13 protein-coding genes are annotated in these 17,147 nt (G+C 66.5%); 4 read left to right on the top strand and 9 right to left on the bottom strand.

Features of this window, described 5'->3' with window-relative positions; genetic code table 11:
• Positions 1-494 precede the first annotated feature (494 nt).
• The 4 genes from pilB to CSC65_RS02190 all read right to left on the bottom strand — a co-directional run bounded on the left by pilB (position 495) and on the right by CSC65_RS02190 (position 3,924).
• Positions 495-2,225 carry a type IV-A pilus assembly ATPase PilB gene (pilB, locus tag CSC65_RS02175; RefSeq protein WP_162408337.1) on the bottom strand — a complete coding sequence of 577 codons (1,731 nt, stop codon included), beginning with the start codon at positions 2,223-2,225 and terminating at the stop codon, positions 495-497.
• A 308-nt stretch (positions 2,226-2,533) separates the two neighbouring features.
• The gene (locus tag CSC65_RS02180; protein ID WP_162408338.1) at positions 2,534-2,953 is read right to left on the bottom strand and encodes a pilin; all 420 of its coding nucleotides are present in this window, start codon (positions 2,951-2,953) and stop codon (positions 2,534-2,536) included.
• 112 nt (positions 2,954-3,065) lie between these two features.
• Positions 3,066-3,485, bottom strand: a complete 420-nt coding sequence (locus CSC65_RS02185; protein ID WP_162408339.1) for a pilin — start codon at positions 3,483-3,485, stop codon at positions 3,066-3,068.
• A gap of 241 nt (positions 3,486-3,726) precedes the next feature.
• Complete coding sequence (locus CSC65_RS02190) at positions 3,727-3,924, bottom strand: hypothetical protein (RefSeq protein WP_162408340.1); 198 nt, start codon at positions 3,922-3,924, stop codon at positions 3,727-3,729.
• 121 nt (positions 3,925-4,045) lie between these two features.
• On the opposite strand from CSC65_RS02190, the gene CSC65_RS02195 reads away from it, so the two are divergent.
• The 3 genes from CSC65_RS02195 to coaE all read left to right on the top strand — a co-directional run bounded on the left by CSC65_RS02195 (position 4,046) and on the right by coaE (position 7,247).
• Positions 4,046-5,305, top strand: coding sequence for a type II secretion system F family protein (locus CSC65_RS02195; protein WP_162408341.1), 1,260 nt, complete (start codon positions 4,046-4,048; stop codon positions 5,303-5,305).
• Positions 5,306-5,324: 19 nt separating this feature from the next.
• Complete coding sequence (locus CSC65_RS02200; protein ID WP_162408342.1) at positions 5,325-6,188, top strand: prepilin peptidase; 864 nt, start codon at positions 5,325-5,327, stop codon at positions 6,186-6,188.
• Between the two features lie 441 nt (positions 6,189-6,629).
• Positions 6,630-7,247 carry a dephospho-CoA kinase gene (gene coaE, locus CSC65_RS02205; RefSeq protein WP_162408343.1) on the top strand — a complete coding sequence of 206 codons (618 nt, stop codon included), beginning with the start codon at positions 6,630-6,632 and terminating at the stop codon, positions 7,245-7,247.
• 899 nt (positions 7,248-8,146) lie between these two features.
• Here coaE and CSC65_RS02210 read toward each other — a convergent pair.
• The 3 genes from CSC65_RS02210 to CSC65_RS02220 all read right to left on the bottom strand — a co-directional run bounded on the left by CSC65_RS02210 (position 8,147) and on the right by CSC65_RS02220 (position 13,674).
• Entirely contained in the window at positions 8,147-9,094 is a 948-nt protein-coding gene (locus CSC65_RS02210; RefSeq protein WP_162408344.1) for a Nudix family hydrolase, read from the bottom strand.
• 511 nt (positions 9,095-9,605) lie between these two features.
• Positions 9,606-12,356 (bottom strand): preprotein translocase subunit SecA, encoded by a 2,751-nt coding sequence (gene secA / locus CSC65_RS02215; RefSeq protein WP_162408345.1) that lies wholly within the window; start codon positions 12,354-12,356, stop codon positions 9,606-9,608.
• A 376-nt stretch (positions 12,357-12,732) separates the two neighbouring features.
• Positions 12,733-13,674, bottom strand: a complete 942-nt coding sequence (locus CSC65_RS02220) for a M23 family metallopeptidase (protein ID WP_162408346.1) — start codon at positions 13,672-13,674, stop codon at positions 12,733-12,735.
• Between the two features lie 10 nt (positions 13,675-13,684).
• On the opposite strand from CSC65_RS02220, the gene CSC65_RS02225 reads away from it, so the two are divergent.
• Positions 13,685-14,167 (top strand): DciA family protein, encoded by a 483-nt coding sequence (locus CSC65_RS02225; RefSeq protein ID WP_162408347.1) that lies wholly within the window; start codon positions 13,685-13,687, stop codon positions 14,165-14,167.
• 336 nt (positions 14,168-14,503) lie between these two features.
• Here the strand turns inward: CSC65_RS02225 and lpxC are convergent, their stop codons facing one another.
• Both lpxC and ftsZ read right to left on the bottom strand, forming a co-directional pair.
• Complete coding sequence (gene lpxC / locus CSC65_RS02230) at positions 14,504-15,415, bottom strand: UDP-3-O-acyl-N-acetylglucosamine deacetylase (protein ID WP_162408348.1); 912 nt, start codon at positions 15,413-15,415, stop codon at positions 14,504-14,506.
• A 388-nt stretch (positions 15,416-15,803) separates the two neighbouring features.
• Positions 15,804-17,054 carry a cell division protein FtsZ gene (ftsZ, locus tag CSC65_RS02235; protein WP_162408349.1) on the bottom strand — a complete coding sequence of 417 codons (1,251 nt, stop codon included), beginning with the start codon at positions 17,052-17,054 and terminating at the stop codon, positions 15,804-15,806.
• Between the last annotated feature and the right edge of the window lie 93 nt (positions 17,055-17,147).

Genomic DNA, 17,147 nt, shown 5'->3' on the forward strand with positions numbered 1-17,147 from the left:
GCCTTGTAGGAGCGGGCACGACCGCGACACCGAGGCGGTCAGACGCCACGAAGACGCCGCCCGTGCCGAGTCCGTCGGAATCGTGCGGCGTCGCCCGTGCCAAAGACGTCGACTTCGCGGCCTGAAGTCCGCTCCTACAAACCCCTGGCGCTGTCCGCATCGCCTTGTAGGAGCGGGCACGACCGCGACACCGAGGCGGTCGGACGCCACGAAGACGCCGCCCGTGCCGAGTCCGCCGGAATCACGAACGCGTCGCCCCTGCCGAGGCCGCAGGCTTCGCGGCCTGAAGTCCGCTCCTACAAACCCGTTGGCGCTGTCCGCATCGCCTTGTAGGAGCGGGCACGACCGCGACACCGAGGCGATCGGACGCCACGAAGACCTCGCCCGTGCCGAGTCCGCCGGAATCGCGAACACGTCGCCCCTGCCGAGGCCGCAGGCTTCGCGGCCTGAAGTCCGCTCCTACAAAAAAACTCGCCCGTACAAACCCTGCCGCATCAATCCTTGGTAACGCGATTGATCTCGGCCAGGCTGGTGACGCCACTGCGGCACTTCATCAGCGCCGACTGGCGCAGGTCGCGGATACCGGCCTTCTGTGCCGCTTCGGCGATCTGCATGGCGTTGCCGCCTTCCAGCACGATGGCCTGGATCTCCTCGCTCATCGGCATCACCTGGTAGATGCCGGTACGGCCCTTGTAGCCTTCGGTGCACTCGTCGCAGCCCACCGCTTCGTACAGGGTGAACCCGGCCTTGATCTGCGCCTCGGTGAAGCCTTCGGCCAGCAGCGCGTGCTCCGGCAGCTCGGACGGCTTCTTGCAGCGGCTGCACAGCCGTCGCGCCAGGCGCTGGGCGATCACCAGGGTCACCGACGAGATGATGTTGAACGGCGCGATGCCCATGTTCATCAGGCGCGCGATGGTCTGCGGCGCGTCGTTGGTATGCAGCGTGGACAGCACCATGTGGCCGGTCTGCGCCGCCTTGACGCCGATCTCGGCCGTCTCCAGGTCGCGGATTTCGCCGACCATGATGATGTCCGGATCCTGGCGCAGGAAGCTGCGCAGGGCCGCGGCGAAGGTCATGCCGCGCTTGACGTTCTGCTGCACCTGGTTCACGCCGGGCAGGCGGATTTCCACCGGGTCCTCGACCGTGGAGATGTTGCGCTGGTCGTCGTTGAGGATGCCCAGCGCGGTGTACAGCGACACGGTCTTGCCCGAGCCGGTCGGTCCGGTCACCAGGACCATGCCGTAGGGCTTCTGGATCGCATCCAGGAACAGCTTCTGCTGGTCTTCTTCGTAGCCCAGCTTGTCGATGCCCAGCTTGGCCGCGCTGCCATCGAGGATACGCAGCACCACCTTCTCGCCGAACAGGGTCGGCAGTGTGCTGACGCGGAAGTCGATCTGCTTGGTCTTGGACAGGTTGAGCTTGATGCGTCCGTCCTGCGGGACGCGCTTTTCGGCGATATCCAGCTGCGCCATGACCTTGAGGCGCGCGGCGATACGCGGGCTCAGCTTCACCGGCGCCTTGGCCACCGACTTGAGCAGGCCGTCGATGCGCAGGCGCACCCGGTAGTCGGTTTCGTAGGGCTCGAAGTGGATGTCCGAGGCGCCGCGGCGGATCGCGTCGATCAGCACCTTGTTGACGAACTTGACCACGGGCGTGTCGTCGCCCTTGGCGTCGACGCCGGAATCACCGCCGGCGTCCTCCTCGCCGCCACCGATTTCCAGGTTGTCCAGCCCCTCGTCATCGCCGCCCAGGTCACCGCTGATCTGCCCGCTTGCGTTCTGCCACTGTTCCAGGGTGCGGCGGATCTGGTCCTCGTCGACCAGGATCGCTTCCACCACCAGGTTGGTGTGGAACTGCAGCTCGGCCAGCGAGGCGGTCTGGGTGGGCTGGCTGGTGCCGACGAAGAGCTTGTTGCCGCGCTTGAACAGCGGCAGCACGTGGTGCTTCTGGACCAGCTCCTCGCTGACCAGCTTCAGCGCGTTCTGGCTGGGATCGAACGCGGCGACATCCAGCAGCGGCATTCCGAATTCGACTGCATTGGCCGCGGCCATCTGCGCCGGGGCGACCAGCTTCTTCTCGGCGATCCACTGTGCCAGTGGTAGCTTGGCCTCGGTGGCCTGGGCCATGGCGGCGCGGGCAGCGGCCTCGTCCAGGGCGCCGTCCTGCACCAGCCGGCGCGCGATGCCGGTGATGCCGACGAGGTTAGCGGTCACGACAGCATTCATACGCGGATTCCCGAGACTGGACGGAGAAAGATAACGCAAAGTCCGTGCCGGTCGCGGCCAGGTTGGTGCTTGCCTGCCACCCTCACCCACAGGAGCGACTTCCGTCTATGGCTGTTTAGCGGACACGGTCGACATCTTTTGGCCTCCTTCGCACCATCATCCGCGAACGATTACCACACATCAAAACCTTCCTGACACCTCAACATTCCCAAATGCAGTAGGCCCATCAAGTTGATGGATCTACTATTACTGCAATTGCATTAAGCCAGATGGAAAAACAATCCTAGTTCCCTCATCGGGGAAACTTGTCAGGAACGGCACTCTGCCGGACGGTACTTCTGCGCCAGGCTTCCGCCAGTGCAGCTCCACTCCACACGATCTGAAGGCGGCGTCCCTTCGACGAGCACGGGATCCGGCATGAATATGATCGTGCCGCCACCCGCATTGGCCTTCATCGTCAGTGTGATGCTGCCATCGGCGCCAGCGATCGAGATATTGCCGACACTCTTGGTGGCTGTGGGGAAGGTGAATCCTTGGGCGAATGGTTTGCCCGACGAAGCATTCTCGATGACCGTGGCCTTGGCATCTGCCAGAAGGCTCAAGCCCTCGGTGACACGACTTCGCACCACGTAGTCCTGATAGGCGGGGAACGCTAAGGCCGCCAAGATGGCAACGATCGCCACTACGATCATCAACTCAATCAGCGTAAATCCCCGTACTCGCCGCATGTCCTTCCCCAAGGCTCAGCTGTTAATATCGAAAGCACGCATCTTCCGTGCCAAAAAAAAACAGCCCCGCCGAAGCGAGGCTGTCTCTTTCAAATCAAAGTCCTACAGCAAATTACGAACGGCACTCAGCCGGGCGATACTTCTGCACGAGCGTACCGCCGGTGCAGCTCCAGTCGATGCGGTCAGCCGGCGGAGTTCCGGCAACCAGAGCCGGGGCGGGCGCAAAAATGATCGTGCCGCCGCCGGCAGCACCAGTCGTAGTCGCAGTGATGATGCCCGTATCGCCAATTTCCAGCGAGGTCAGGTTCTTAGTCGCCGCGGGGGCCGAGAAGCCCTGCGCCAGCGGCTTGCCATTGGCAGCATTTTCCGCGACCAAGATCTTGGCTGCCGAAGCCGCAGTCATAGCTTCGGAAACACGCGAACGAACCACGTAGTCTTGATAAGCCGGCAGCGCGATGGCAGCCAGAATCGCGACAATCGCCACGACGATCATCAGTTCAATGAGGGTAAAACCCTGCATGTTCTTCTTCATGAGACATATCCCCTAAAGCGGTTGGTGGTTAGGACACTTTTGCCTTTCGGACCCGTGTCCTTTCCGGAACGCGGGCAATGCGCGGCGGGTAGCCACGTGCGGGATATGCACGCAGGTGTCATGCCAAGTACGGACTCCCCATCGAGCCTGTTCAGTCTACCAACCATTCGCCGCTGGCGACCGGTCATCGGGCACGTTTGAGCCGTGACGGGGGGCACAGGGGTAGATTTGACCTGTTAGGTCAGAAAGTGACGTTCTGCGTCATTCGGCGCGCCGAGGACGGGTGGCGCAGGGTTGCGCGCTGGATATCGGCCAGCAGGAGCGCCTCTGAGGGCTGGCCATGCCGGTCGGTGCCGGCATACCCCGGCTTGCCGGTGCCCGGGTCGCCGGCAAGCCGGGCTCCTACAAAGGCCAAGGCATGGCCGGCAGCGAGGGGCATGGCACAACAGTGGGGAGACCGGCGGGACAAAGCGTGATGGGGGTGGCGTGTCAGGCGGCGGTTTAGCGGCTACCATGCGGCGAGATGCCGGCGTGGGGAATGCCGGCGGGGAGACCAGACGATGTCCGCGACCCGTAGCGCCGTGAAGAAGACCGTGCCTGTCGACCGTGCCACCAGCGTGCTGGTGCCCTTTGTCTGGGAGGGCACCGACAAGCGCGGCATGAAGATGAAGGGCGAGCAGCCGGCCAAGAACGCCAACCTGCTCAAGGCCGAACTGCGCCGCCAGGGCATCACCCCGAGCGTGGTCAAGCCCAAGCCCAAGCCGCTGTTCGGTTCGGCCGGCAAGCCCATCACGCCGAAGGACATCGCCTTCTTCAGCCGGCAGATGGCCACAATGATGAAGTCCGGCGTGCCGATCGTGTCCGCACTGGAAATCATCGGCGGCGGACACAAGAATCCGCGGATGAAGGGCATGATCGACCAAGTCCGCACCGACATCGAGGGCGGCTCCTCGATGTACGAGGCGATCGCCAAGCATCCGGTCCAGTTCGACGAGCTGTTCCGCAACCTCGTCCGCGCCGGCGAAGGCGCCGGTGTGCTGGAGACGGTGCTGGACACCATCGCCAGCTACAAGGAAAACATCGAGGCACTGAAGGGCAAGATCAAAAAGGCTTTGTTCTACCCGGCAATGACCATTGCGGTTGCGATTATCGTCAGTGCAATCCTGCTGGTTTTCGTAGTGCCGCAGTTCGAGCAAGTATTCCGTGACTTTGGCGCCGACCTGCCCGCCTTCACCATGTTGATCGTTGGAGCATCCAACTTCATGGTGTCGTACTGGTGGTTGATCCTGCTCATCTTCGTCGGTGCTTTCTTCGGCTTCTTCTTCTTCTACAAGCGCTCGCCTCCCTTCCAGCACTTCCTGGACAAGGTGATCCTGAAAGTGCCGGTACTCGGCCAGATCATTCACAACAGCGCCATCGCCCGCTTCGCCCGAACCACCGCGGTGACCTTCAAGGCCGGTGTGCCCTTGGTCGAGGCCTTGGAATCAGTGGCTGGCGCCACCGGCAACAGCGTCTACGAGAAGGCGGTGTACCGCATCCGCGATGACGTGGCGGTGGGCTACCCGGTCAACCTGGCGATGAAGCAGACCCATCTGTTCCCGCACATGGTCATCCAGATGACCGCCATCGGCGAAGAGGCCGGCGCTCTGGACACCATGCTGTTCAAGGTCGCCGAGTACTACGAGCAGGAAGTGAACAACTCGGTCGATGCGCTGGCCAGCCTGATCGAACCGATGATCATGGTGGTGCTGGGCGTGCTGATCGGCGGCATGGTGATCGGCATGTACCTGCCCATCTTCAAGCTCGGCGCGGCGATCTAAGAACAAGAACAAGCAAAGCATGGCGTTCCTCGACACCCAGCCCCTCCTGGGCTACCCGCTCGCGGCCGCCGTCGGCCTGGCCGTCGGCAGCTTCCTCAACGTGGTCATCCTGCGCCTGCCCAGGCGGCTGGAATGGGAGTGGAAGCGCGACGCGCGCGAGATCCTGGAGCTGCCGGAGCTGTACGACCCGCCGCCGCCGGGGATCGTGGTGGAGCCTTCGCACGACCCGGCCACCGGCGACAAGCTGAAGTGGTGGGAGAACATCCCGGTCTTCAGCTGGCTGGCGCTGCGCGGACGCTCGCGCTACAGCGGCCAGCGCATTTCGGCCCAGTACCCGCTGGTGGAACTGCTGACCGGCGTGCTGACGGTGTTCTGCGCCTGGCGCTTCGGCTTCGGCTGGCAGGGCTTCGGCGCGATGGTGCTGACCTGGTACCTGATCGCGCTGTCGGGCATCGATTTACGCACGCGGCTGCTGCCCGACAACCTGACCCTGCCGCTGATGTGGCTGGGACTGATCGCCAGCCTGGACAACCTGTTCATCCCGGCCAAGCCGGCACTGCTGGGCGCCATCGCCGGCTACGTGTCGCTGTGGAGCGTGTGGTGGCTGTTCAAGCAGATCACCGGCAAGGAAGGCATGGGCCATGGCGACTTCAAGCTGCTGGCCGCGCTGGGTGCTTGGGTCGGCCTGAAGGGAATCCTGCCGATCATCCTGCTGTCGTCGGTGGTCGGTGCCGTGATCGGTTCGGTGTGGCTGGCCTACAAGGGCCGCGACCGCGCTACGCCGATTCCGTTCGGGCCCTACCTGGCGATCGCCGGCTGGATCGTGTTCTTCTGGGGCGAGCAGATGGTGGGCGCGTACATGCGCTTCGCCGGGCTGCGCTGACCGGGCTCTTGTAGGAGCGGACTTCAGGCCGCGAAGCCGACGGCCTCGGCACGGGCGATGCCCTCGTGGCTCCGAACCCCACCCGGCACGGGCGATGCCCTCGCGATTCCGGCCGCCTCGGTGTCGCGGTCGTGCCCGCTCCTACAACAGCGCGGCCTGGGCTCTTGTAGGAGCGGACTTCAGGCCGCGAAGCCGACGCCGTCGGCCCGGGCGACGCCCTCGACCTCCCATGGCCTCGGTGTCGCGGTCGTGCCCGCTCCTGCAACAGCGGGGCCCGGGCTTTTGTAGGAGCGGACTTCAGTCCGCGAAGCCGGCGCCGTCGGCAGGGGCGGCTTCCCGGCACGGGTGGCACCGTCGGGGCGCACGACGCCCGACAGGTTCCGACAGCGGCGGGCACTGCCCCGCGCTCATGTCGCGGACACGCCCGCCTACAATGGCCGCATGAGCGATTTCATCATCGGCCTGACCGGGGGAGTGGCCTCGGGCAAGAGCGAGGTCACCCGGCGCTTCGAAGCCCTGGGCGTGCACGTCGCCGATGCCGACGTGATCGCCCGGGCAGTGGTGGAGCCCGGGCAGCCGGCGCTGGCGGAGATCGCGGCGCGGCTGGGCAGCGAGATGCTGCAGGACGACGGCTCGCTGGATCGGCGCCGGTTGCGCGAACGCATCTTCGCCGACCCGCAGGCGCGGGCCACGCTCGAGGCCATCACCCATCCACTGATCCGCGCGACGCTCGCCCGTGAATGCCGGGCCGCCGCCGGGCCGTATGCGATTGCCGCGGTCCCGTTGCTGGCCGAAGCCGGCGGGCGCGCCGCATACCCCTGGCTGGACCGCATCCTCGTGGTCGATGCGCCGGTGGAACTGCAGCACGCGCGACTGATGCGTCGCGATGGCGTGGACGAAGCGTTGGCCATGCGCATGATCGGCGTGCAGGCCACGCGCGAAGCACGTTTGGCGATCGCCGATGATGTGCTGGTCAACGACGGCCACCCGGAACACCTGGACGCGCCCGTCTCCGCGCTGGATGCGCGCTACCGCGCGCTGGCCGCCGCTTCGTCCTAGGGCGCACACCAATCGGTGCGCAAGCAGGCCGATATCGTTGTAGGAGCGGGCATGACCGCGACACCGAGGCCGCTGGACCCACAGGGCGTCGCCCGTGCCGAAGGCGTCGCCTTCGCGGACTGAAGTCCGCTCCTACAAAAGCCCAGGCCCCGCTGCTGTAGGAGCGGGCATGACCGCGACACCGAGGCCATGGGAGGTCGAGGGCGTCGCCCGTGCCGAAGGCGTCGGCTTCGCGGACTGAAGTCCGCTCCTACACAAGCCCCCTACGCATCGTGCCGTTGTAGGAGCGGGCATGACCGCGACACCGAGGCCATGGGAGGTCGAGGGCGTCGCCCGTGCCGAAGGCGTCGGCTTCGCGGACTGAAGTCCGCTCCTACACAAGCCCCCTACGCATCGTGCCGTTGTAGGAGCGGGCATGACCGCGACACCGAGGCCATGGGAGGTCGAGGGCGTCGCCCGTGCCGAAGGCGTCGGCTTCGCGGACTGAAGTCCGCTCCTACACAAGCCCCCTACGCATCGTGCCGTTGTAGGAGCGGGCATGACCGCGACACCGAGGCCGCTGGACCCACAAGGGCGTCGCCCGGGCCGAAGGCGTCGGCTTCGCGGACTGAAGGCCGCTCCTACACAAGCCCCCTACGCATCATGCCGTTGTAGGAGCGGGCACGACCGCGACACCGAGGCCGCTGGACCCACAAGGGCGTCGCCCGGGCCGAAGGCGTCGGCTTCGCGGACTGAAGTCCGCTCCTACACAAGCCCCCTACGCATCGTGCCGTTGTAGGAGCGGGCATGACCGCGACACCGAGACCATGAGAGGTTCGAGGGCGTCGCCCGTGCCGAAGGCGTCGCCTTCGCGGACTGAAGTCCGCTCCTACAGGAGCAATTGCGCCTCTATCGTGGCGCTACGGCCAGAGGCTCCGGATCGCGGCAATACCTTGCGCGCCGTGGCTGCGCGCGGTCTGCAGGTCGGCCACCGTGAGGCCGCCGATGGCGTAGATCGGCAGCGCGACCTGCTCGCGCAGCGCGACGAATCCTTCCCAGCCCAGGGTCGGCGCGCCGGGATGGGTGGCGGTTTCGCGGACCGGGCCGAGCACGGCGAAATCGCAACCCAGGTTCTGCGCCTGGCGCAGGTCATCCAGGTCATGGCACGAGGCGCCGACCGTTTGCCCTTCCGGCAGCGGACGCTCCTGCAGCCCGCCCAGCTGCTCGCTGCCCAGCTGTACGCCGACGCCCAGTTCGGTCGCCAGCACGATGTCGCGGTTGAGCAGGAGTTCGACCCCGGTCCGGCGGCACTCGTCGGCGACATCACGGGCAAGCGCGGCGTAGGCCTCGGCCGGCAGGCTGCGCGCCCGCAACTGCACGCGCTCGATGCCCGCTTCCAGCGCCCGCCGCAGTGACTGGCGCCACGCCTCCAGGTCCGCTCCGGGTTCGGGCGTGACCAGGTAACGGTCGGTCTGGCGCAATGCGCCGACCACCGGCACGTCGGCCGACGGCATCGAGTAGCGGGACAGGCGATCGGGTGCGACCCAGGTCAGGGCCTGGCCTTCGCGTCCACGCGGGGTGCCCTTCCAGCTTCGGATGGCACGCACTTCCAGGCGCAGGCGCTTGCCGGGATATTCCTGCGGGACTTCGATCAGGGTCTCGCCGACTTCGGCGTCGATGCCCAGTTCCTCGTGCAGTTCGCGGATCAGCGCGGCTTCGGAGGTTTCGCCGGCTTCGCGCTTGCCGCCGGGAAACTCCCACAGGCCGGCCAGGTCGCTGTCCTCGCCGCGGCGGGCCAGCAACACGCGGCCGCGCACGTCGGTGATGACGCCGGCCACGACATGGATCGAACGCAGGGGGGCTTCCATGGGTCCAGCTTACCGGGATGGATGGGGGAACCGGAATCAGGGGCGCTGGAGGACGAGGTCGGGCCGCGGAAACGGGCGTGCCGGGAGGTTGGGTGCACCGGTTATCCGACACCCTCGGTGTCGCGGTCGTGCCCGCTCCTACAACGGCGGGGGGTGGTCGGGGCTTGGGCTTGTGCAGGAGCGGACTTCAGGCCGCGAAGCCGACGGCGTTGGCACGGGCGATACCAGCCCGGGCCTTAGCAAGGCACCACAGGCCTGGGCCACGCCAAGGCAATTCCGACGCTCTCGGTGTCGCGGTCGTGCCCGCTCCTACAACGGCGGGGGTGGTCGGGGCTTGTGTAGGAGCGGACTTCAGGCCGCGAAGCCGACGGCGTTGGCACGGGCGACGCGTTGCGATTCCGACGCTCTCGGTGTCGCGGTCGTGCCCGCTCCTGCAACGGCGGGTCGATCCTCCAGAAAAAAAGGCGCCGGAGATCCGGCGCCTTTTCTGGTTACCGCAGCGAGCAATGGATCAGGCCAGCTGGCCGTGGCAGTGCTTGTACTTCTTGCCGCTGCCGCAGGGGCATGGATCGTTGCGGCCGACCTTCGGCGCCTCGCGTACGACGGTGCCGGCGGCCGCGGTGCCCATCACGCTGGCGTGGCGTTCGCGCTCGATCGCGGCAACCTCGTCCTCGGTGTCGTAGCCGGCGGCGGCGGCGTGCTGGAACTGGGCCTGCTTCAGCTGCGCTTCGACCTGGGCGCGCTCCTGCGCTTCCAGTTCGGCCACTTCCTCCTCGCTGCGGATGCGCACGCGCGCCAGCAGCGTCACGACCTGGCGCTTGACGTTCTCCAGCATCTCCGAGAACAGCTCGAAGGCTTCTTTCTTGTACTCCTGCTTGGGCTGCTTCTGCGCATAGCCGCGCAGGTGGATGCCCTGGCGCAGGTAGTCCATGCGCGCCAGGTGCTCCTTCCAGCCTTGGTCGAGCACGTTGAGCATGATGTGCTTCTCCAGCGCGCGCGCGGTGTCGGTGCCCAGCTGGGCCTCCTTCTGCACGAACAACGCCTCGACCGCACCCTGCACGTGGCGCTCGATCGCCTCCGCGTCGAGCTCCTCGGTCTGCTTGGCCAGGCCCTGCAGGTCCAGGTCCAGGCCCAGCTCGCCGACCAGCGCCGCTTCCAGGCCCGGCAGGTCCCACTGCTCGTCCACCGACTCGGGCGGCACGAAGCGGCCGACCAGCTCGTTGATCACGTCGCCGCGGATGCCCTCGACGTTGTCCTTCACCGACTCGGCGTCCAGCAGCTCGTCGCGCTGGGCGTAGATCACCTTGCGCTGGTCGTTGTTGACGTCGTCGAAGTCGAGCAGGTTCTTGCGGATGTCGAAGTTGTGCGCCTCGACCTTGCGCTGCGCCTTCTCGATCTGCCGGCTGACCAGCTTGTCCTCGATGACGTCGTCTTCCTTCATGCCCATCATGCGCATCGCCTTCTGCACCCAGTCGGAGGCGAAGATGCGCATCAGGTTGTCTTCCAGCGACAGGTAGAAGCGGGACGAGCCCGGATCGCCCTGGCGACCGGAACGGCCTCGCAGCTGGTTGTCGATGCGGCGCGATTCGTGGCGTTCGGTGCCGACGATGTGCAGGCCACCGGCTTCCTTGACCTGGTCGTGGCGCTTCTGCCACTCGCGCTTGACCTTGACCTTGTCCAGCGCGCTGACCTCTTCGCCCAGTTCGTGCAGCTCGGCTTCCAGCGAGCCGCCCAGCACGATGTCGGTGCCGCGGCCGGCCATGTTGGTGGCGATGGTCACCGCGCCCGGGCGGCCGGCGTTGGCGACGATCTGCGCCTCGCGCTCGTGCTGCTTGGCGTTGAGCACTTCGTGCACGACGCCGGCCTTGCGCAGGTAGTCGGAAAGCATCTCCGAGGTCTCGATCGAGGTGGTGCCGACCAGTACCGGCTGGCCTCGCTTGAAGCAGTCCTCGATGTCGGCCAGCACCGCGCGGAACTTGCCTTCGCGGTTGAGGAACACCTGGTCGGGATGGTCCTTGCGCTGGACCGGCTTGTGGGTCGGGATCACGATCACTTCCAGGCCGTAGATGCTCTGGAATTCGTAGGCCTCGGTATCCGCCGTGCCGGTCATGCCGGACAGCTTCTTGTACATGCGGAACAGGTTCTGGAAGGTGATGCTGGCCAAGGTCTGATTCTCGCGCTGGACCGGCACGCCCTCCTTCGCCTCGACTGCCTGGTGCAGGCCGTCGGACCAGCGGCGCCCGGCCAGGGTGCGGCCGGTGAATTCGTCGACGATCACCACTTCGCCGTCGCGCACGATGTAGTCCACGTCGCGCTGGTAGATCGCGTGCGCACGCATGGCGGCGTTGAGGTGGTGGACCACGGAAAGATTGTTGGCCCCGTACAGGCCGTCATCCTCGGACAGGATGCCGGCGCGGCGCAGCAGCGACTCGGCGTGCTCCATGCCCGCCTCGGACAGGTGCACCTGCTTGCCCTTCTCGTCGACCCAGAAGTCGCCTTCGCCGTCCTCGGTTTCCTGCTTCTTGAGCTGCGGCACGATCCGGTTGACCCGGATGTACAGCTCCGGCGACTCGTCGGCCGGACCGGAAATGATCAGCGGGGTGCGTGCCTCGTCGATCAGGATCGAGTCGACCTCGTCGACGATGGCGTAGTGCAGGCCGCGCTGGAAGCGGTCGGCCCGCGACAGCGCCATGTTGTCGCGCAGGTAGTCGAAGCCGAATTCGTTGTTGGTGCCGTAGGTGATGTCGGCGTTGTAGGCGGCCTTCTTGTCGCCGTGCGGCATGCCCGGGTAGACCACGCCCACGCTCAGGCCCAGCCAGTCGTAGAGCTTGCCCATCCAGGCCGCATCGCGCCGTGCCAGGTAGTCGTTCACGGTGACCACGTGCACGCCCTTGCCCTCGAGTGCGTTGAGGTACACCGGCAGGGTGCCGACCAGGGTCTTGCCCTCGCCGGTGCGCATCTCGGCGATCTTGCCCAGGTGCAGGACCATGCCGCCGATCAGCTGCACGTCGTAATGGCGCATGCCCAGCACGCGCTGGCTGGCCTCGCGGCACACCGCGAAGGCTTCGGGGAGGATCTTGTCGAGCGGCTCGCCACCGGCGATGCGCTGCTGGAATTCCGGGGTCTTGGCCTTCAGGGCATCGTCGGAGAGTTTCTGCATCTCCGGTTCGAGCGCATTGACCTTGGCAACGATGCGGTCCATCTGGCGCAGGAGCCGTTCGTTGCGGCTGCCGAAGACACGGGTAAGCAGTTTGTTGATCATCGATGGGACCGGTTGGGAATGAACGCCGGGGCCGCCGCCAGCGGGCGGCCCGTGCGGACGGCGCGCAATGCGACCGCCCGAGGCAACATGACATTGTAGCTTGGGACGCCGGGCGGCGATCTCAAGGCAGACCGGCCCCTTTCAAGGCAGGCCGGAGCCCTCGCCGGCTCCACCACCGCCTCGCGCCATGCCGTTGTAGGAGCGGGCGTGACCGCGACACCGAGACTGCCGGAACCGCAGCGGCGTCGCCTGTGCCAATGGCATCGGCTTCGCGGCCTGAAGTCCGCTCCTACATGGGCCTTGGATGGCGGGGGCCGGAAACGTAAAGGCCCGCCCCCTTCCGGGGACGGGCCTCATGCGGGCGCTGCGGCGAGGCTCAGCCGCGGCTGCGCTTGGCTACCGGTGCGCGGCCATCGCTGAGGAACTTGCGCGGATTGACCACGTTGCCGTTCTCCCACACCTCGAAATGCACGTGGGCGCCGGTGGAACGACCGGTCGAACCGGCCTTGGCCACCTGCTCGCCGGCGCGGACCAGGTCGCCGGCCTTCACGCTCAGGCGCGAGTTGTGCGCGTAGCGGGTGACATAGCCGTTGCCGTGGTCGACCTCGATCGTGTTGCCGTAGCCGCTGCGGCTTCCCGCAAAGCTGACCACGCCGTCGGCCACCGACAGGACCGCATCGCCGACGTTGGCGTCGAAATCGATGCCCTTGTGGAACTGGCCACCACGGCCGAACGGATCGGCGCGCTTGCCGAAACCGGAGGTGATGTAGCTGCGACGCACCGGCGAACGCGACGGCACCGCATTGCTCTCGAGCTGGCGGTCAAACAGCAGCGACTCCATTACCGACAGCTGCCGGCCGGAAGCATCGAACTGCTGCTGCACCTCGTCCAGGCCGGCGGTCAGGTCCGACATCGGCATGTCCAGGGCGACACCGGCGCCACCCTGGCCGGGCGTGCCGTGGAAATCGAATTCGCCGTCTTCCAGCTGGCCGGCTTCGGTCAGCCGCTCGCCCAGGGCGTTGAGGCGATTGGCCTGGGCCTGCAGCTCGCCCAGGCGCGCAGCCAATGCGTTGATTTCCTGCTGCGACTGGCGTCGCACCTGCTCCAGCTCGTTCTGCTGGCTGGCCAGCTGCGACTGCGTGTTCTGCGCGCCGGCCATCCCGATCGCGACCCCGGCGCCGGTTCCCAGGAGGACACCGGTAGCCAGTACTGCCGCGAATGCAACGCCTGGACGCTGCGAGACCAGGCCCCGAAGGCGTCCGGCCATGCTGTTCGCGTGGCTGTCACGCGGGTTTCTTACGATGAATTTATAGCTCATGCTTTTAGGTATGCCTGATTTGAAGCCAAACGCCCGCAAGGCGACCGTCCCACGTCCCGCAGCCGAAGCCGCGTTGGCGGATGAAACTGGCGCCACCTTGCGCCGAGCCCTCTGGCTCGATGCGCTGGACCAGCAGTTGCGTCCCCTGCTGCCCCCCGGTTTCGCCGCCCATTGCAGGTTGGCGAACGTGTCCGGCGAGCAACTCGTTTTTGTCACCGATTCCCCGGTCTGGCGGGCGCGGGTGCGCCTGGCAGAGGCCGAACTCCTCGATGCGGCCCGCTCCGTCGGGCTGAATCCCACCGCAGTCATCGTTAAAACGACTACCGGTCCGTTGCGTCCGCCTGTCCCGGCCGGTGCAACGACCCCCCTGGTTTCAGCGACCGCCCGGCAAGCTCTGAGCGACGCATTGGCATCCCTGCGGGAATCCGATCCATCGGATCCCCAAGATTCCGGAGCTCCTGCCCCGGGGTCTGAGACCGACCCCGCAACGTAGTTTTCGACGTCGGAGGACAACCTGCGGGGCATCCTATCGTCACGATTCGCTCACGTCGTTAGCGAATCATTAAAGTTTCGTTACGTCGGATACGGATCCCGCGTCGGGTTCACGCTTCGTGAAAGTCCATGAAGACCTGAAAACGCTTTCAAGACTGGAGGCCCTGTTCAGGTTTGGAGGGCAGCAGGTCAGCCGCGCCGACCCGCAGGCGTGGTCCGTCGGCAAACAGGATGGAAGACGGACAGCCTTCCGCAGGCAGCCACCCAAGGGCAGGCCGCCGCTGAAAATGGTGTGAAGCGGGGGATGCCGGGCGGGCTGTAAGCCGCGGCGGCTCGATCAGGCCAGCGCGGGCGTGCCGTAGGCCAAGGGCGCCTGCGAAGCGACGTTCTCGAAAGTGACCCGCTCCCACGCGCTGGCATCGGCCAGCAGGGCGCGGGCGAGCTTGTTGTTGAGCGCATGCCCGGACTTGTAGCCCTCGTACGCGCCCAGGATAGGAGCGCCGACCAGGTAAAGGTCGCCGATCGCATCGAGGATCTTGTGGCGCACGAACTCGTCGGCGTAGCGCAGGCCGTCCTCGTTGAGGACGCGGAACTCGTCGAGCACGATGGCGTTGTCCATCGAGCCGCCCAGGCCGAGGTTGAGTTCGCGCATGTATTCCAGGTCGCGCATGAAGCCGAAGGTGCGGGCGCGGGAGATTTCCTGGATGTACGCGGCAGTGGAGAACTCCAGCCGGTGATGCGACTGCTTGGCCGGGATCATCGGGTGGTCGAACTGGATGGTGAAGTCCAGCCGGTAGCCGTCGTACGGCGTGAAGCGTGCGACCTTGTCGCCCTCGCGCACTTCCACGTCCTTGAGGATGCGGATGAAGCGCTTGGGCGCGTCCTGCTCGGCCACGCCGGCGGACTGCAGCAGGAACACGAACGGGCCCGACGAGCCGTCCATGATCGGCAGCTCGGCCGAGGACAGTTCGACGATCAGGTTGTCGATGCCCAGGCCGGCCGCGGCCGACATCAGGTGCTCGACGGTCTGGATCTTCGCCTCGCCACAGGTCAGTCCGGTGCACAGCGTGGTCTCGGTGACCAGGCTTGCGGCCGCGGGGACTTCCACCACCGGCTCCAGATCGGTGCGGCGGAACACGACGCCGTGGTCAGCCGCCGCCGGGCGCAGGGTCATGTAGACCTTGTTGCCGCTGTGCAGGCCGACGCCGGTGGCGCGGATCGTGTTCTTGATGGTGCGCTGCCGGGTCATGGGGTCACCGTGCGACGGGGGAGACTGTGCTGCGGTGTCGCGTGAAGGCGCTGAGAATATCACGCGTTTAGCTGAATCTTAACGGACTGTTTCCGCGCGACGCCCTGAAGCCCGACGCCGGTAACGCGATGCACCGCCTGCGGCCATCGCTGTGACGTGGCGTCCCGGTTTCACGGAGCGAAGCCCGCTGCCGCAGGGAAAATCACGCCCGCCGACGGACGCTAAAACCTGCCGGGCCTGATCGGCCCGGCAGCAAGGGACTACGGACACACCGGAACCGCGCTTTGGGCGCGTTCCCGGGTTACCACTGCTGCCAGGGTGATGGCGCACCCACGGCAGGGTTTTTTCCAACGCTCATCCATGGCCGGCATCGCAGCCGGCCAGTGGCTCAGTCGGCCTGGCGGCGCAGGAACGCCGGGATATCCAGGTAATCGTTGGGCAGGTCGGCAGCCGCCGGGGCCGGCGCGGATGCGGTAGCGGCACCGCTTGCGCCGCCGCGACGCAGGCCGAGCCCACCCACCGCGTTGGCGACCGGGTCGCTGGCGAAGCCATCGTCGATCGGCAGGCCGGTGGTGGCGTCGCGGACCAGGCGGACCGGTGCGCGCATCGGCTCGCGCGCGGCGAACTCGGCGCGGCCGCCGGCGAACTCGCGCTCGCGCACCGGCTGGCGGGCGACGGCACGGTTGAGGCCGGTGGCGACCACGGTCACGCGCACTTCGTCCTGCATCTCCGGATCGAGCACGGTGCCCACGACCACGGTCGCATCCTCGGAGGCGAAGCCCTCGACGGTGCGGCCGATCTCGTCGAACTCGGCCATGGTGAAATCCGGGCCGGCAGTGATGTTGACCAGGATGCCGTTGGCGCCGGCCAGGTTGACGTCGTCCAGCAGCGGGTTCTGGATCGCCGACTCGGCCGCAGCCTGCGCGCGGTCATCGCCGCGGGCAGTGCCGGTGCCCATCATCGCCAGGCCCATCTCGGACATGACGGTGCGCACGTCGGCGAAGTCGACGTTGATCAGGCCCGGGCGAACGATCAGGTCGGCGATGCCCTGCACCGCGCCCTGCAGCACGTCGTTGGCGGCGCGGAACGCCTGCACCATCGTCGCGTTGCGGCCGAGCACGGTGATCAGCTTCTCGTTCGGGATGGTGATCAGCGAGTCGCAATGGGTCGAAAGTTCCTCGATGCCCTTGAGCGCGACCTGCATGCGCCGGCGGCCCTCGAACGGGAACGGCTTGGTGACCACGGCCACGGTCAGGATGCCCATTTCCTTGGCCAGCTGCGCCACCACCGGCGCCGCGCCGGTACCGGTGCCGCCGCCCATGCCGGCGGTAATGAACACCATGTCCGCGCCATCGAGCGCGGCGATGATCTGCTCGCGATCCTCCAGCGCGGCCTGGCGGCCGACTTCCGGATTGGCACCCGCGCCCAGGCCCTTGGTGACGTTGCCGCCGAGCTGGAGCTGCATCTTCGCGCCGCAGTTCTTGATCGCCTGCGAGTCGGTGTTGGCGGTGATGAACTCGACGCCATCGACGCTGCTGTTGACCATGTGCGCCACGGCATTACCGCCGCCGCCGCCCACGCCGATGACCTTGATCACCGCGTTCGGAGCCATCTTCTCGATCAGTTCGAAATGTGCCATGTCCGTTGTCCTCGTTATTAAGTGCCGGCTTTCTGTGCTCCGGCGTTAGTTGTCGTTACCCGTTCCACAGCAGGCGGGGCCTGCCCGCTGTTG

Origin of the sequence: Pseudoxanthomonas daejeonensis (assembly GCF_010093205.1) — a bacterium.
GTDB classification, from domain to species: Bacteria; Pseudomonadota; Gammaproteobacteria; order Xanthomonadales; family Xanthomonadaceae; genus Pseudoxanthomonas; species Pseudoxanthomonas daejeonensis.

Coding starts and splice junctions, on each gene's coding strand:
- pilB (WP_162408337.1), bottom strand. CDS start 2,225: ATGAATGCTGTCGTGACCGCTAACCTCGTCGGCATCACCGGCATCGCG.
- CSC65_RS02180 (WP_162408338.1), bottom strand. CDS start 2,953: ATGCGGCGAGTACGGGGATTTACGCTGATTGAGTTGATGATCGTAGTG.
- CSC65_RS02185 (WP_162408339.1), bottom strand. CDS start 3,485: ATGAAGAAGAACATGCAGGGTTTTACCCTCATTGAACTGATGATCGTC.
- CSC65_RS02190 (WP_162408340.1), bottom strand. CDS start 3,924: ATGCCCCTCGCTGCCGGCCATGCCTTGGCCTTTGTAGGAGCCCGGCTT.
- CSC65_RS02195 (WP_162408341.1), top strand. CDS start 4,046: ATGTCCGCGACCCGTAGCGCCGTGAAGAAGACCGTGCCTGTCGACCGT.
- CSC65_RS02200 (WP_162408342.1), top strand. CDS start 5,325: ATGGCGTTCCTCGACACCCAGCCCCTCCTGGGCTACCCGCTCGCGGCC.
- coaE (WP_162408343.1), top strand. CDS start 6,630: ATGAGCGATTTCATCATCGGCCTGACCGGGGGAGTGGCCTCGGGCAAG.
- CSC65_RS02210 (WP_162408344.1), bottom strand. CDS start 9,094: ATGGAAGCCCCCCTGCGTTCGATCCATGTCGTGGCCGGCGTCATCACC.
- secA (WP_162408345.1), bottom strand. CDS start 12,356: ATGATCAACAAACTGCTTACCCGTGTCTTCGGCAGCCGCAACGAACGG.
- CSC65_RS02220 (WP_162408346.1), bottom strand. CDS start 13,674: ATGAGCTATAAATTCATCGTAAGAAACCCGCGTGACAGCCACGCGAAC.
- CSC65_RS02225 (WP_162408347.1), top strand. CDS start 13,685: ATGCCTGATTTGAAGCCAAACGCCCGCAAGGCGACCGTCCCACGTCCC.
- lpxC (WP_162408348.1), bottom strand. CDS start 15,415: ATGACCCGGCAGCGCACCATCAAGAACACGATCCGCGCCACCGGCGTC.
- ftsZ (WP_162408349.1), bottom strand. CDS start 17,054: ATGGCACATTTCGAACTGATCGAGAAGATGGCTCCGAACGCGGTGATC.